We start from the raw sequence: 14,250 nt of genomic DNA, 5'->3' as shown, positions 1-14,250 counted from the left end.
TACGAAATACCGGAACACACCACTTGCGCTTGCATCATTGGTCGGACAATATGCGCGTCCCGTTGAAGACTTCAACGATAGCCCCTTGTTTCAAAAGGTTATGGTGCGCCCTTCATGACCAACTTCCTGCTGGCAGCCCTGCCAATTGCGACCATTCTGTTTCTTATGATCAAGGTCAACTGGGGCGCTGCGCGTGCTGGTGCGGCTGCCTGGTTTGTCACCGTTATCCTTGCCGTATTCTTCTTTGGCGCGCCGACAGACATGCTGATCATCGCCCAGGCCAAGGGCGTGATGCTGGCCCTTTACATCCTTTATATCGTCTGGGCGGCATTGATCCTTTATTTCGCGGCCGAAGAAGCCGGCGCGATCAAAACCATCGGGCGTGCCATTCGATCACTCACGGATGATCGGCCGCTACAGCTTTTGATATTGGGCTACGTGTTCGCAAGCTTCCTTCAGGGTGTGGCAGGCTTCGGCGTTCCGATTGCCGTCGTTGCGCCGCTTTTGCTTGGCATGGGCTTTTCACCGGTGTTGGCGGTTGCCGCCCCGATGATCGGCCATAGCTGGTCAGTTCTGTTTGGCAATATGGCAACCTCGTTCGAGGCATTGATTGGTGTTACCGGCATTCCCGGCACCGAATTGACGCATTATTCGGCGATCCTTCTTGGCCTGTCGGGCTTTGTGTGTGGGGCGGCTGTTTTGTGGCTCGATGGCGGATTCCGCACCATTCACCGTCGCATTGTGCCGCTGGTCCTGATTTCCGGCGTGATGGGCGTTGTGCAGTATTTCATGGCCAATTACGGTGTCTGGACGCTGGGTGGCCTGACCGCCGGGATCGCCGGGCTTGTCGCCTCCATCATTGTGACCCGGTTCTGGAAACCACATCCCGATGATGTCGCTGAACAGGTTGCCGATGATCATCAGCACATGCCCTTGATCGAGGCACTGACCCCTTATCTGGTGTTCATCGTACTCGTCACAATGGCGACCTTTGTTCCGGCGGTCGAGATGCTGCTTGGCAATATCCGCTTCACGCTTGATTTCCCGGAAACGGCCACGGCCGCCGGTTGGGTGATCGAAGCCGAAAGTGCCAAGGCCATCGCGATCTTTGGTCATCCCGGCGCGCTTTTGCTTTATACCGCCGCCATCAGCTTTACGTTCTTCAAGCTGCGCGGTCATTATGATGCCGGCATTGGCAAACGTATCTGGCAACGCACGCTGAAAAGCGGCCTTCCGACCAGTATCGGCATGGTGCCGGTGATCGGCCTTGCCATCATTATGGACCATGCGGGCATGACCTATGCCCTGGCCGAAGGCGGGGCTGCGGTCTTTTCCGGGGCCTTTGCCGTCGCCTATCCGGTGATTGCACCGGCAATCGGTGCGCTTGGTGCCTTCATGACCGGCAGCACGAATAATTCCAACGTTGTCTTTGGCATGTTCCAGCGCCACACTGCCGAACTTTCCGGCCTTTCAACCGCCCTTGTTCTGGCTGCCCAAGCAACGGGCGCATCACTTGGCAGCATGCTGGCTCCGTCAAAAATTCTGGTTGGCTGTTCAACAGTGGGTCTGTCGGGCAAGGAAGGACCAGTGCTGTCGGTCGTTCTTAAAACCGGTGTCATCCTGACCGCACTGTGCGGTTTCATGGCGCTGGGCATACTTCTGATCACGACGATGAACGGGGGCGCATAAGATGAAACAGAAATTGTTTAACCCGGTCTTTCTGGTCCTGACTTCGATCATTCTGCCAATTGCGGCGTTTGAGGCACTGGTGACAGACAACGTCGCTGCAAGCGACATTCTGTTCGCCCTGTTTTGTGCCGTCATGGCCCTGATTGTCGTGCGCAAATAAAAAGCCCGCCGATCAATCTGACCAACGGGCTTATCAGAATATCTTGGCCAAACCTTATGGGCGAAGGGCTGCCAGCTTGACGCCAAAGGCAATGAATACTGCACCAGTGGTTGCCTTAAGCGCGCGCTGGAAACGGCCACTCCCGGCAAAGCGGGTCAGGCGTGCCAGCAACATGATCATGGCTGCAAACCAGATGGCGTTGATTGCCGCATGCAAGCACACCAGCATGAAGGCCGAGGTCACCGCCCCCTCTCCCACCGGGATGAATTGCGGAAACGCTGCCAGATAAAAGATCGAGACTTTCGGGTTCAAAGCATTGGTCAGAAATCCTTCGCCATAGGCCTTGATCAGGGTGCGCTTGCGCTTTGCCGGCGATACTTCGGCAACCGTTTTCACCCCGCGCCAAGCATCGCGCAGTGCCTTGAACCCGACCCAGCACAAATAAGCCGCCCCCAAAAACTTCACGATCATGAAGGCCTGTGCCGATTGCACAAGGATGACCGAAATACCAAGGATCGACAAAGTCCCGTGCAGGTAAAAGGCCGTCACAAATCCGGCCACATTGGCCATCCCGGCCATGCGTCCTGATGTCGGCACGGTCTTGGCGACCAGAACGCCATTGGGCCCCGGCGACATGACAAGCAGTGACGCAACCAGCGCAAAACTCAAAACCTGTGACCAATCCATGGGGCGATCCTTTGCAAATGATCAAACGGTACGCATTGACTGATGACGTTTCGCACCTTGCCTTGACTATATCCCGCCTTGATCAACCAACAAGAAAATCATTGTGACCATACATTTTCCCTGCCCGGTCCGGTCAGCCTGCCGGGATCAGGAAAATGATAACTTCTGGGAAAATGATAAAGAATAGAAGTGGCCGCCAGGATCAGGCGGCACTACGGTCGGTGCAATAAAAATCAATATGGCAAAAGCCATGCAACGTCGGGGCACAAAACTCCCCACGAGCAAAATCTTCTGATGTCTTGGCAATGTGCCTGCCCCGCAGGCGCAATGTGAGCCCTGCTGACTAGGTTAAACATGCACGTTACACGATCCATCCGCTCCATCGCCCTTTGCGCCCCCCTCCTGCTTGCCTCCACACTTGGTAACGCCGAAACCGCGGGTCCTAAATGGGGACCGCATATTGACCTGGAAGGCAAAGGTGGCACGGATCGTAACCTTGGCGAGACGGACCTGTTCATTCCGCTTTGGCAGGATGAGGACACACTGACCTTCACCAGCCTTCGCGCCCGGATGGATGACAATAACAGCCACGAAGGGAACTTTGGTCTTGGCATCCGGCAGATGCTTGATTCGGGGTGGAACATTGGCGGCTATGGTTACTTTGACCGCCGCCACAGCCCCTATGTCAACAAATTCAACCAATTGACCTTCGGCGCAGAGGCACTGTCGCTTGATTGGGATTTTCGCGCCAATGCCTATGTGCCGATCGGCACAACACAATACATGGAAGACAGTCTGAGTACTGTTGATGTGAGCGGCACCTCCTTGATGTACAATCAAGGTGAAGAACGCGCATTGCGTGGCTTTGACGGGGAAATTGGCTGGCGCATTCCGTTATTTACGGCTGATGCCGGACAGCAACTCCGTGCCTATGCCGGTGGTTATCGCTTTACGGAAGACGGTGTTGATACGGTACAGGGTCCGCGTGGGCGACTGGACCTGACCTTTGATGAAGTCCCCTTTTTGTGGGAAGGGTCACGCTTTTCGCTCGGGGCGGAAATTCAGCATGACAGCCCACGGGGCACGCAGGGCTTTGCCAGCTTCCGCCTTCGTATCCCGTTGCAAGGCTTCGGCGATACTCCGAAACCCCGCCTGAGCGCGATGGAACGGCGCATGACCGATCCCATCATTCGCGATATTGATGTGGTCAGTCAGGCCGGACAGTTTTCAGAAGCAAGTGAAATCACCCAGACTGCGGACGGGGAAACGATCACAGTTCTGAACAGCAACTCGACATCGGCGGCGAACTTTGCCACTGACATTGCCAATGCAGGTGCCAATTCAACCGTAATCCTGAGCGGCAATTACACCGCAATCAATTCCGTCACAACGGTTCAAAGTGGACAAACAATTGTCGGGGGTGGCGCACTCGACATCAAAACCCCTACAGGACGGTCGGTTACGGTCACCATTCCGGATGCATCAATCTCAGGCAGCGGCAGCAATGGCGGCGCCGGTGGTGCTAAGCGTTTCTTTAACATGGCCGATAACAGCAGCCTGGTTGGTGTGACCGCGAACGTTAACACGACCGGGTCAGCATACATCGTCCACATCGAAGGAAAGCAGAATGTTACTATTCGGAACAACAAACTGACAACGCAGAACGACACCTCAACAGCAGGCACTATTACAATCGAAAACAGCCAGGATGTTACGATCAAGAATAATGTTTCATCCATTACCTCCGATGGAAATGGTACCCGATTCCTGGCGATTATCGGCAACAATTCCAACATCAGCGTCGATGACAACAAGCTTTCCGTGAGCGGAGCAGGCTTCGACAAGCGATTTGTATTCTTCGCCAATTCATCAACCATAAACAACCTGTCAGGGACAGGTAACACCACCAATAACCTCAACCCATGTGGTGACGGCGGCGGAACCCTTCCCACCGTTACTGGCTCAGTCACGGTAGACGGCACCGCGGTAGACGGCAGCGCCTGTCCATAACGTGATGCTGTAAAAATCTGGACATATCGGCTTTGGCTTGAATGTTCTTCTTTTGTTCTTTATTGTGAGCGCATGAAGAACAATATCAGCCAACCCCACGCCCACACCCCCGCCGCCATTTTTGATGATGGATGGTCAAACGCGAAATGTGATCTGAACATCTTGCCCGCCCGCGGACAAAAGGGACGCGGCGCGGTGTCCAATATTGACGGGCGATTTGAACGTCATATCCATCAGGCGGTTGATGATGGATGGCTGGGCACATTGTTGGAAGATCAGGACGCCCCACGAACCAAAACCACCCTTGGCATAGATGGTGCGCGTTCTGTGATCACCCGCAATCAAAGCCCGGATGTCCCGTTTGATCGGTCCATCAACCCCTATCGCGGGTGTGAGCATGGCTGTGTCTATTGCTTTGCGCGCCCGACGCATGCCTATCTGGGTTTGTCCCCCGGTCTTGATTTTGAAACCAGGCTTTTCTGGAAACCGGAAGCAGCCCAGCTTTTGCGCAAGCAACTATCATCAAAGGCCTATCAACCGGCCCCGATTGTTATTGGCACAAGTACGGATCCCTATCAGCCGGTCGATCGCGACAAGAAACTGACGCGGTCGATCATTGAAGTCCTGTCAGACTGTCAGCATCCCTTTTCCCTCATTACCAAAAGCGCGTTGGTCACCCGTGACATTGACCTGATCGCCCCGATGGCCGCCCGAAACCGGGCATCGGTGGCCGTATCCGTCACAAGCCTTGATCACCGGCTGTCAAACCTTCTGGAACCCCGTGCCTCTGCCCCACACCGCAGGCTTGAGGCCATCCGGAAGCTTTCAGGTGCTGGCATTCCCGTCACTGTCCTTTGTGCGCCTATTATTCCGGGCCTGAATGATACGGAGATCGAAAAGATCGTTGCGGCTTGCAAGGACGCCGGTGCGCAATCGATTGGTCACATCGTCTTGCGCTTGCCGCTTGAAATCGCCGATCTGTTCGAAGAATGGCTGGAGGCCCATTACCCTGATCGCAAGGCAAAGGTGATGTCGCTGATCCGTCAGATGCGTGATGGTCAAACCTATCAATCGGAATTTGGCACCCGCATGCGCGGCACGGGTCCGATTGCCGATCTGATCGCCAAACGCTTTGACGCTGCGCGCAAAAAACATGGCCTGACCATCCGGTCTCTCAACCTTGATTACAGCGGCTTCAAACGTCCCAGCGCGAACGGGCAAATGTCGCTGTTCTGACATCAGCAGCAACATTGCCCATATCCCGCAACAGATACCGCATCCGGTTCAGTCCGCGCGCCGGATCAGCATCGTGCTTTTGCCCCCAACCGTAAGGCGCAGCACTTCGCCATCATCAAAGGCGTAGCTCAGGATATGATGGTCAGGATCAATGATCTGCTTGCCTTCGATGGTGACAGCACCACGTGCAACCAGTTCACTTGCCGCCGTACTGGTCTCGGCAAAACCGGCCATCAGAATAAGCGGCACCACCCCGATCCCGTCTTTCAGGGCATTGGGCGTGAAATCAAGTGTCGGCATGCGATCAGCAAGAGAGATATGGGTCATTTTCCGGTTTCCTTGTTGGTGAAGCCACCTCGGGCAAACCGGTTTATGGAAAAAACAAAGGCCGCCCTGGGGCAGCCGGTCTTGGTTTAATTTACAAACACATCAACAGGCGCCGCGCTATGTGCACGACGTAAAATAGGCGTTCTGATGTGTAATAATGTTTTCCATGCTTTTATGCATATGGCGCTTTTTTCGTTTGGTCAAGCCGCTTGTTGGCCACACCCCACGCCAAAGAAAAACACCCGCCAGCAAAACCGGCGGGTGCAACGAGACATTGATGGCCTGACCTGTAAGCGAAGATGCTAGCTGACAACCCGATAGCGGGCATGTACGGCCGGTTCGCTGATGATGGCGGGATCGATCATGGCATTCACCGCGTCCTGTGCTTCGCTGGCGGCCACACCTTCGCGGTCCTTGGCGTTTACATTTCCGTCTTCGCAAAGCGCCCTGGCACGTGCACTTTCAAAGAAGCGCAAACCACGTTTTTCCATGACATACAGGGTTTCACCACCCCACTGTCCGGTCCAGACAAGACCAGAAAGACCTTCCATTTCCCGTTCAATCCGGGTCGGAGAAATCGGCATCCCGAGACAGGTGGTCAAAAGGAAGGAAAGTTCGGCTGCGGTCACCCCGTCTTCACAGCATTCCTCGGCCAGAACCGACATCACCGCCATGGTCACAACCCGAAGCGAAACCTTTTCCGCATCAAGTCCCGGGAACCGGTTTTGCTGAAGTTCAACAATGTCGTTGGCAATACGATCAACATCGCCACGAATGACATAACGGCCCCGCCATACCCGGCAGCTGCTTCTGACTTCCCACGCGCTCATGATTTGGTCCCACCCGTTTTTGTTTGTCCCTACTAAAAAAGATACAACAAACATACATAACGTCAATATCTTTTTCGACTTTTTGTATTATTTCATACACTCATCACGAAACCAGCGGAAGCCGTCAGTTGCAACGGTGTAACCGTCTTCGCCCTCGACTTCTTCAAGGTAGCCTCTTGCCACGGCCGCATGGAAATCCCGGCTAAAATTGCGCGGCATCCGCAGATGATCCTGGCGGCGCAAAAGGCGGCGTACATCACCGCGCGTTACAAAACTCCTGCCATCGCGATATTGCAGCCAGATTGCCGCCAGCAAGATTATCTCGGCAAAGCCACGTGGTTGCAGGCGTCCGACCAGATCGGAAAAACTGCCAACAAATCCCGTAATGAACATGCCGGGATCTATTGCGCCGGAAAATGCCGCATCGCCTGTATATCCAATGGCACCATGTGTCTCGCCCGCCCCCGGCACGCCACGGGTTGCCGTCACGGCGCGATCATCCACCTTGCCCCCCGCACCTTCATTGGCGAAGACATCAACCCCACCGTTCTCGCGCGGGCGACCGCCATCCGAAACACCAGGTACAGAACCATGCATTGCCCCAACAGCCATTCCCGGCACTGACGGTGCCTGCCCGAACAATGCAGCCATCACCACCGGCAAACGCGCAGGCGGAATCGCACATTCGAGATCGACTGGCCCGAAGTCCCCTTCGCCGGAAAGCTTGACATGAATAATGGCTGGCACGGCTATATCACTCCTGAATTACACCGCAGCGATACCATACATTACGTACAATTTTCAACATCAATATTACATTTATGTATACTAACTTACATTCCACCCGAAGGATTGCCGCAACTTTGGTCTCGACAATTGCCGGTCCGCCACCGCACCATAATCCCGGCAATCATTCCATTCGCACCAATCCTGCGCGACGAACGGACGCCCCGGCACCAAACGCCGGGCGGTAAAATCAAGAACGCCATCAACCGCCACCAACGGGAGACCAGAAAACATGACACGCCTGATGTTTCGCGAAGACGCCTATGCAAAGAATTGCAACGCCACCGTCACCAGCATTTCGGATCGCGGGATCGAACTTGATCAAACGGTGTTTTACGCAACCGCCGGCGGCCAATCGGGTGATATCGGCACACTAACCCTTGGCGATGGCGCGGCCCTTCCGGTCGTTACCACAGTCAAGGATCGCGAAACCGGGCGTATCTTGCACATCATTGCCGATGATCATCCCCTGCCTGCGGTTGGCGATACGATCACAGCCGAACTTGATTGGGACAACCGCCACAAGCTGATGCGCTTTCACACCTGCCTGCATCTTTTGTGTGCCGTGATCGAAGGCGATGTCACGGGCGGCAACATCGCCGCCCAGAAGGCGCGGCTGGACTTCAACCTGCCAGAAGTCACGCTCGACAAGGATGAAATCAGTGAGAAGCTTAACGAACTGATCGCACGCGATGCCGATGTCTATGACGGGGAAATCTCCGTAGCCGAGCTTAAAGCCAACCCGGAACTGGTGCGCACCATGTCGGTACAGCCGCCGATGGACGGACATTCCATCCGGACTGTCACCATCGAAGGGATCGATTTCCAACCCTGTGGCGGTACCCATGTGCGCAAAACCGGCGAGATCGGCAAGGTAATGGTTTCCAAGATCGAAAAGAAAGGCCGCCAGAACCGCCGGATCAATATCGTATTTGACGACTGATGCCTTCTATAATTAGCAACCAGCAAACATACGGATCATCACCATCCGGTTTGACTGCCAGTTGCCAGCAAGCGGCAGGACCGTTACAAATTTAAATAGATTCAGGACCAAATTTAAAACAATCCCGGAACCAACCGGAAATCCACCACCGTCAATCGGAGCTTGTCCATGACCAACCCACTTTCCGACGCCCTTGTGTCCACCCAATGGCTTGCGGATCACCTTGATGCACCGGACGTGCGCATCGTCGATGCCAGCTGGTACATGCCGGCCGAAAACAAGAATGCCCGCGACTTCTACGATGCCGAACACATTCCGGGCGCGGTTTTCTTTGATATTGATGATATCGCCGCCGATGACAGCGCCCCGCTGCCGCACATGATGCCCGATGCGATCAAGTTTTCCGCCAAGGTCCGCAAACTTGGCCTCGGCGATGGTGTCCGTGTGGTTGTCTATAGCCAAAAGGGTTCCGCCCTTGCAGCCTGCCGCGCATGGTGGATGCTGCGTCATTTCGGCCATCATGATGTTGTCGTGCTAGATGGCGGCCTGCCAAAATGGATCGCCGAGGGACGCCCGGTGACTGATGCACCGACCCCGCCGCGCGAACGCCACTTTACCGCACGCGCCAACAGCTTTTTACTGCGTGAATATGATCAGGTTCTCTCGAACGTCAAAACCAAACGCGAACAGCTGGTGGATGCGCGCGCAGGCGAACGGTTCCGTGGCGAGGTTGATGATCCCTGGGGCAAATCTGGCCACGTGCCGGGCTCCTACAACCTGCCCTTTACCGAACTTCTGAATGCGGATGGCACGTTTAAGTCGGCGGATGAAATCAAAGCTGCATTCGACGCAGCAGGTGTCGATCTTAACAAACCGATTGTTGCAAGCTGTGGTTCGGGCGTTACCGCCTGTGTTCTTGCCATGGGGGCCTATATTTCCGGCCACAAACAGGTCGCGGTCTATGACGGATCCTGGGCGGAATGGGCCACCACGGAAGACAGCCCGGTTGATACCGGCCCGGCCTGAACATCCGGCCCCGTCCGTATCACACATTTAAAATGAGAAACCCGATGCCCGCCCCATCCCCGTTCGGTTCGGATATGACGAACAAAACCGCCGATGGCGCGGGCATCAGACTTGAACAGCTTAAAGCGCCGTCAAAAGACGACATTGCCGCCATCACCCGCCTTTGGATTGCGACCGGACTGATCCCGGCGATCCGCGATGCACGGCAGGATATCGAAAACTGCATTGCGGCCGATAATGGCAGCCTGATTGTCGCGCGCATGCCAGATGATCAGCAAATCTTTGCCACCATGATGACCGGCCATGACGCTGTGTTTGGCTGGATTCATTATCTGGCGATCGCCAAGCACGCCCAAGGCAGTGGCATTGGCCGCGAACTGGTAAGTTTGGCCGAGGATATCCTGCGTCTTTCGGGCTTAAGTGAAATCCGGGTCACAATTGAAAATGCCGCAGCGGGTGATTTTTACGCCAAACTCGGCTATGACTTTATAGCAAGCGTCACCGATCAGGCTGATCCTGATCCGCACCAAAACAAGATAATGCGCAAGAGTTTAGTCCAATGACCCCATCCAATCCGCGCAAGCTGGAAGTTGTTATCAGCTTCCTTGAAATGCAAAGCCCGCCCGAACGCGCGCCAGCCATCGTCCCGCCCGGCAAGGTCGCGATCATCCGGGCTGAAAACCCGACCCTGTCATTTTATCGCTACCTATATAATACGGTCGGCGAACCATGGCTGTGGTGGCAACGCCGCCTGATGAGCGACGAAGAACTCTCTGCAATCCTCGCCAAGCCGGAAACACATGTTTATGTGCTTTATGTTTCTGGCGTGCCTGCAGGCTTTGCCGAGCTTGATCTGACGGATTTTGAATCGGATAACGTCATTGATCTGCACTATATGGGCCTGATGCCGGAATTCATCGGCAAGGGCTTTGGCAAATATCTGCTGGATTGGGCGATTGATACCGCCTGGAGCTTCAAACCCACCCGCATCACGGTCAATACCTGCACGCTTGATCATCCAAGTGCACTTGGGGCTTACCAAAAGGCAGGATTTGCTATATATGATCGCCGAACCGATATTGTTGATGATCCGCGTGATACAGGACTGATCCCGCATATCGACCACCATGTCGATCATGATGGTCATCCCGCGAGCGATACACCTGATCGCGAAAGTGATCCGGAAAATGCAAATAATGCAGATTCCGACACTTTGATCGTTGACTTTCCCGACCGCGCACGGTAACAAGCGCGCCTGAGTTTACCCAAGCCAGAGGATGATGACCCATGGCAGTGCCAAAGAAAAAAGTGACCAAGTCCCGTCAGGGCATGCGTCGCTCGCATGACAAGCTCGCCAAGGGCTCGTACCGCGAAGACAAAGAGACCGGCGAACTGCATCGCCCGCACCACATTGACCCGAACACCGGTATGTACCGTGGTCGTCAGGTGGTCGAGCCGAAGATGTAATTCCGCACCGGAGAGCTTTTTGCTCTTTGGCGGTTTGCGACGCTATATATTTCCGCGCCAGTCCTATCGGACTGGCGTCTGGTTTAAAAAGGGATGAAACCGTTTGGTTTCATCCCTTTTTATTTATCCCTACTCAAACCCATCCATACCGGTTCCGCACACGATCACCCCGACCCGCCCCGGGTTGGGATCACCGAGGCGATCATTCATCACCGCGGCAATACCGGCGGCGGCGGAAAGTTCGACCGAAATGCCAAACTCCTTCCACAGCCACTTGGCAGATTTTTGCATTTCCTCGTCACTGACCAGTGCGATGCGATCCACATTCTTGCCAATCAGATCGACATTAAGTGCAGATGACTGACGCGGCGCCAGACTGGTGGCGGCTGTATTCACGCTGGGCAAAGTCGCGACCTCGTTGGCCTTAAGGCTTTCAAACAAGGTTGCCGCCCCGGTCGGCTCCACACCGATCACCCGGATCGATGGGCGCAACAAGCGTGCGGCTGTCGCCACACCTGCAATCAGCCCGCCGCCGCCAATCGCCACAACCAGCGTATCAAGGTCGGGTTGCTGTTCTAAAAGCTCAAGCGCGATGGTTCCCTGCCCGGCAATCACCTTGGGATCGGCGAACGGGTGGATATAGGCCATACCGCTTTCATGTGCGTGCTCCATCGCGGCACGGTTGGCGTCATCCCAAACGGCCCCGATCAACGCCACATCAACACCCTGCGCGCGCAGTTTTTTGACTTTGGGCTGCGGGGTGTTGGTCGGCAGGAAGATTTTCACTGGCACACCCAGTGTGCGGGCCGCATTGATCACACCCATGCCATGATTGCCGCCCGATGCCGTGCACAGCCCGGCTGATCTTTGTTCGGGTTCAAGGGCCAGTGCGGCATTCATCGCCCCGCGTGCCTTGAAGGACCCGCTGACCTGCATGTTTTCAAGTTTCAGGAACATCTCGGGGATGCGATCACGCGCGACAAAGCCCGATATATCGCCAAAATTTCTGGCCGCAAACACCGGGGTCAGGCGCATATGGTCCGATATCGCCTTGCGCGCAGTGCGAAAATCCTGAAGTTCAATCACGGGGCCCCCTTGCTGTATTCTGTGTCATTCGTTTCTGTTATTGCCTGTAAAAAATAGCCTGATATCAGGCATTAACAATGGCTTTGACGCAAAAAGCCTTGAATGGCCGCCGCCAAGGTGGTTTGTCTTTGAAGCATAAGACGTCGCGCCCAAGGAGAACCGCCTGTTATGTCATCGCAAAGCCCCAAACATACCGCAACCAAACTGGTCCATGCCGGTCGCCGTTCCAGCCAGTATCACGGCGTGGTCAATCCGCCGGTTCTGCATGCCTCGACCATCCTGTTTGACAGCCTGGCAGAACTTGAAAAGGCCGGTGCCTCGGTCCCCGGAAAAACGACCTACGGCCGCCACGGGACGCCGACGCGCTTCCTGCTCGAAGAAGCCGTTGCCGAACTTGAAGGTGGCTATGGCACGCTGTGCGTTTCATCGGGCGTTTCGGCGATTACCAATGCCATCCTCGCCTTTGTGAAGCCCGGCGATCATATCCTGATCACCGACAGCACCTATTTCCCGACTCGCAACCTGTGCAATACGTTTCTTAAGAAATTCGGGGTCGAGACGGAATATTATGATCCGGCGATTGGCGGCGACATTGCGGGCCTTATTCGCGATAACACCGCCCTTGTCTGGTGCGAAAGCCCGGGGTCGCTGACCTTTGAAATGCAGGATATCCCGGCAATCGCCAAGGCCGCGCACGCGCGCAATGTAAAGGTGATGCTTGATAACACCTGGGCTTCCCCGATCCTGTGCCGTCCGTTTGAACTGGGTGTTGATGTTTCGGTCCAGGCCGGGACCAAATACATTGTCGGTCATTCCGATGTCATGCTGGGCACCATCACGACTGCGACCGAGGAAGACCTTCTGACCATCAAGAAGCAGGTCCTGATTTCCGGTGACGCGGTTGGTCCGGATGATTGCTACCTCGCCCAGCGCGGACTTCGCACCCTTGCCGTGCGCCTGAAACAGCACCATGAAAGCGGCCTTAAGGTCGCGAACTGGCTCCAAACCCGCCCGGAAGTCAAACGCGTGCTGCATCCCGGTCTCCCCGATGATCCGGGCCATGCGATCTGGAAACGCGATTTCACCGGTGCGTGCGGTCTGTTTTCCTTTGTCATGCAGCCGGTCGAAAAGGCGCAGCTTGCCAATATGGTCGACCATATGGAACTGTTTGGCATGGGCTTTAGCTGGGGCGGTTTTGAAAGCCTGATCCTGCCGTCTGATCCGACCAAAATCCGCACTGCCACCAAATGGGACGACGATGGTCAGCTGGTCCGGCTCCATATCGGCCTTGAAGACCCCGATGATCTGATTGCCGATCTTGAAGCCGGGTTCGCGCGACTTAAAACGGCCTGAACCCGAAAATGACAAAGGGCGCTGAACTTTCAGCGCCCTTTTCAGCTCAAGCCCTTCAACCTTCGTGATCTTAGAGCCACGCAAACAAAAGCGACGCAATTACAATCACCGACAGGATGACGCGCAAGTTGCCATACCACGCTGGAAACTGCCCACTTTTCACGGTCTGCAAATCGATCAACAGCATGGCCGCAAAGCTTGCTGCCAGAACAGGCAACCCAATCGCCAGCGGCACAAGCAGTGCCAACCATCCGATAAGCGACGGCACCACACTGATGCCAAGCGAAACCCACAGGAACTTGTCGGCAACCGTCCCCTGATCAAAAACCTTGATCGCCCTTCCCCAATGCACACCACCCAGAAATGACAAAATCACCGCGCCATAGGCGACAAGGGTGAAATAGGCCAGTGATTGATGCGCGCCGGATAAGAACGCCCCGCCAATCGACAGGGTAACAAATGGGATCGCGCCACTTAGCCCGAACCAACGTGCGGGCACAGGGATGGACGCAAAGAAAGGTTCATCCTTCCGCGAGCCCGAAGCGGATGGTGGATTACGATCTGTTGATGATTGCTGCGGCACGCCGATATCCTTTCACGCGGTTCTATCTGCGCTTTACGGAATCGGGTGCCACTTTGATCACCGTGTT

Annotated in this window: 16 protein-coding genes; 10 read left to right on the top strand and 6 right to left on the bottom strand. The window is 55.3% G+C overall.

Features of this window, described 5'->3' with window-relative positions; genetic code table 11:
* Positions 1 to 114 precede the first annotated feature (114 nt).
* Both TH4_RS09445 and TH4_RS20645 read left to right on the top strand, forming a co-directional pair.
* The gene (locus TH4_RS09445; RefSeq protein WP_064780813.1) at positions 115 to 1,689 is read left to right on the top strand and encodes an L-lactate permease; all 1,575 of its coding nucleotides are present in this window, start codon (positions 115 to 117) and stop codon (positions 1,687 to 1,689) included.
* A gap of 1 nt (position 1,690) precedes the next feature.
* Positions 1,691 to 1,849: a hypothetical protein gene (locus TH4_RS20645; RefSeq protein ID WP_157092651.1), complete on the top strand. Its 159-nt coding sequence runs from the start codon at positions 1,691 to 1,693 to the stop codon at positions 1,847 to 1,849.
* 54 nt (positions 1,850 to 1,903) lie between these two features.
* Here the strand turns inward: TH4_RS20645 and TH4_RS09440 are convergent, their stop codons facing one another.
* The gene (locus TH4_RS09440) at positions 1,904 to 2,536 is read right to left on the bottom strand and encodes a LysE family translocator (protein ID WP_064780811.1); all 633 of its coding nucleotides are present in this window, start codon (positions 2,534 to 2,536) and stop codon (positions 1,904 to 1,906) included.
* 354 nt (positions 2,537 to 2,890) lie between these two features.
* Here TH4_RS09440 and TH4_RS09435 point away from each other — a divergent pair, with 354 nt between their 5' ends.
* Positions 2,891 to 4,546 carry an inverse autotransporter beta domain-containing protein gene (locus TH4_RS09435; protein ID WP_064780809.1) on the top strand — a complete coding sequence of 552 codons (1,656 nt, stop codon included), beginning with the start codon at positions 2,891 to 2,893 and terminating at the stop codon, positions 4,544 to 4,546.
* Positions 4,547 to 4,618: 72 nt separating this feature from the next.
* A complete protein-coding gene (locus tag TH4_RS09430) occupies positions 4,619 to 5,782 on the top strand; it encodes a PA0069 family radical SAM protein (protein ID WP_064780807.1) in 1,164 nt (387 codons plus the stop codon).
* Positions 5,783 to 5,830: 48 nt separating this feature from the next.
* Here TH4_RS09430 and TH4_RS09425 read toward each other — a convergent pair whose 3' ends face one another.
* From TH4_RS09425 to TH4_RS09415, 3 genes are all read right to left on the bottom strand, one after another.
* Positions 5,831 to 6,109, bottom strand: a complete 279-nt coding sequence (locus TH4_RS09425; RefSeq protein WP_008890871.1) for a tyrosine--tRNA ligase — start codon at positions 6,107 to 6,109, stop codon at positions 5,831 to 5,833.
* A 302-nt stretch (positions 6,110 to 6,411) separates the two neighbouring features.
* Positions 6,412 to 6,939 carry a hypothetical protein gene (locus TH4_RS09420; protein ID WP_040823776.1) on the bottom strand — a complete coding sequence of 176 codons (528 nt, stop codon included), beginning with the start codon at positions 6,937 to 6,939 and terminating at the stop codon, positions 6,412 to 6,414.
* Positions 6,940 to 7,026: 87 nt separating this feature from the next.
* Entirely contained in the window at positions 7,027 to 7,686 is a 660-nt protein-coding gene (locus TH4_RS09415; protein WP_064780805.1) for a hypothetical protein, read from the bottom strand.
* 271 nt (positions 7,687 to 7,957) lie between these two features.
* Between TH4_RS09415 and TH4_RS09410 the strand changes: the two genes are divergently transcribed.
* The 5 genes from TH4_RS09410 to rpmF all read left to right on the top strand — a co-directional run bounded on the left by TH4_RS09410 (position 7,958) and on the right by rpmF (position 11,161).
* Positions 7,958 to 8,668 carry an alanyl-tRNA editing protein gene (locus tag TH4_RS09410; RefSeq protein ID WP_064780804.1) on the top strand — a complete coding sequence of 237 codons (711 nt, stop codon included), beginning with the start codon at positions 7,958 to 7,960 and terminating at the stop codon, positions 8,666 to 8,668.
* A 168-nt stretch (positions 8,669 to 8,836) separates the two neighbouring features.
* A complete protein-coding gene (sseA, locus tag TH4_RS09405) occupies positions 8,837 to 9,694 on the top strand; it encodes a 3-mercaptopyruvate sulfurtransferase (protein ID WP_064780803.1) in 858 nt (285 codons plus the stop codon).
* 74 nt (positions 9,695 to 9,768) lie between these two features.
* The gene (locus TH4_RS09400; RefSeq protein WP_167727153.1) at positions 9,769 to 10,257 is read left to right on the top strand and encodes a GNAT family N-acetyltransferase; all 489 of its coding nucleotides are present in this window, start codon (positions 9,769 to 9,771) and stop codon (positions 10,255 to 10,257) included.
* The gene (locus TH4_RS09395; protein WP_064780797.1) at positions 10,254 to 10,940 is read left to right on the top strand and encodes a GNAT family N-acetyltransferase; all 687 of its coding nucleotides are present in this window, start codon (positions 10,254 to 10,256) and stop codon (positions 10,938 to 10,940) included. The genes TH4_RS09400 and TH4_RS09395 overlap by 4 nt, the downstream gene beginning before the upstream one ends.
* Before the next feature lie 41 nt (positions 10,941 to 10,981).
* Positions 10,982 to 11,161, top strand: a complete 180-nt coding sequence (gene rpmF / locus TH4_RS09390) for a 50S ribosomal protein L32 (protein ID WP_007090029.1) — start codon at positions 10,982 to 10,984, stop codon at positions 11,159 to 11,161.
* Positions 11,162 to 11,290: 129 nt separating this feature from the next.
* Here the strand turns inward: rpmF and TH4_RS09385 are convergent, their stop codons facing one another.
* On the bottom strand, positions 11,291 to 12,247 hold the full coding sequence (locus TH4_RS09385) for a threonine ammonia-lyase (RefSeq protein WP_064780792.1): 957 nt from the start codon (positions 12,245 to 12,247) through the stop codon (positions 11,291 to 11,293).
* Between the two features lie 168 nt (positions 12,248 to 12,415).
* Between TH4_RS09385 and metC the strand changes: the two genes are divergently transcribed.
* Positions 12,416 to 13,600 (top strand): cystathionine beta-lyase, encoded by a 1,185-nt coding sequence (gene metC / locus TH4_RS09380; RefSeq protein ID WP_064780789.1) that lies wholly within the window; start codon positions 12,416 to 12,418, stop codon positions 13,598 to 13,600.
* Positions 13,601 to 13,670: 70 nt separating this feature from the next.
* On the opposite strand, the gene TH4_RS09375 is transcribed toward metC, so the two are convergent.
* Positions 13,671 to 14,183, bottom strand: a complete 513-nt coding sequence (locus TH4_RS09375) for a DUF3429 domain-containing protein (protein ID WP_064780787.1) — start codon at positions 14,181 to 14,183, stop codon at positions 13,671 to 13,673.
* Positions 14,184 to 14,250: the final 67 nt, after the last annotated feature.

Origin of the sequence: Thalassospira tepidiphila MCCC 1A03514, assembly GCF_001662875.1 — a bacterium.
GTDB classification, from domain to species: Bacteria; Pseudomonadota; Alphaproteobacteria; order Rhodospirillales; family Thalassospiraceae; genus Thalassospira; species Thalassospira tepidiphila.
The sequence above is the reverse complement of the archived record's forward strand: the minus strand, read 5'-3'. Positions and strand labels throughout refer to the sequence as shown.

Coding starts and splice junctions, on each gene's coding strand:
- TH4_RS09410 (WP_064780804.1), top strand. CDS start 7,958: ATGACACGCCTGATGTTTCGCGAAGACGCCTATGCAAAGAATTGCAAC.
- sseA (WP_064780803.1), top strand. CDS start 8,837: ATGACCAACCCACTTTCCGACGCCCTTGTGTCCACCCAATGGCTTGCG.
- TH4_RS09425 (WP_008890871.1), bottom strand. CDS start 6,109: ATGACCCATATCTCTCTTGCTGATCGCATGCCGACACTTGATTTCACG.
- TH4_RS09435 (WP_064780809.1), top strand. CDS start 2,891: ATGCACGTTACACGATCCATCCGCTCCATCGCCCTTTGCGCCCCCCTC.
- rpmF (WP_007090029.1), top strand. CDS start 10,982: ATGGCAGTGCCAAAGAAAAAAGTGACCAAGTCCCGTCAGGGCATGCGT.
- metC (WP_064780789.1), top strand. CDS start 12,416: ATGTCATCGCAAAGCCCCAAACATACCGCAACCAAACTGGTCCATGCC.
- TH4_RS09440 (WP_064780811.1), bottom strand. CDS start 2,536: ATGGATTGGTCACAGGTTTTGAGTTTTGCGCTGGTTGCGTCACTGCTT.
- TH4_RS09420 (WP_040823776.1), bottom strand. CDS start 6,939: ATGAGCGCGTGGGAAGTCAGAAGCAGCTGCCGGGTATGGCGGGGCCGT.
- TH4_RS09395 (WP_064780797.1), top strand. CDS start 10,254: ATGACCCCATCCAATCCGCGCAAGCTGGAAGTTGTTATCAGCTTCCTT.
- TH4_RS09445 (WP_064780813.1), top strand. CDS start 115: ATGACCAACTTCCTGCTGGCAGCCCTGCCAATTGCGACCATTCTGTTT.
- TH4_RS09400 (WP_167727153.1), top strand. CDS start 9,769: ATGACGAACAAAACCGCCGATGGCGCGGGCATCAGACTTGAACAGCTT.
- TH4_RS09430 (WP_064780807.1), top strand. CDS start 4,619: ATGAAGAACAATATCAGCCAACCCCACGCCCACACCCCCGCCGCCATT.
- TH4_RS20645 (WP_157092651.1), top strand. CDS start 1,691: ATGAAACAGAAATTGTTTAACCCGGTCTTTCTGGTCCTGACTTCGATC.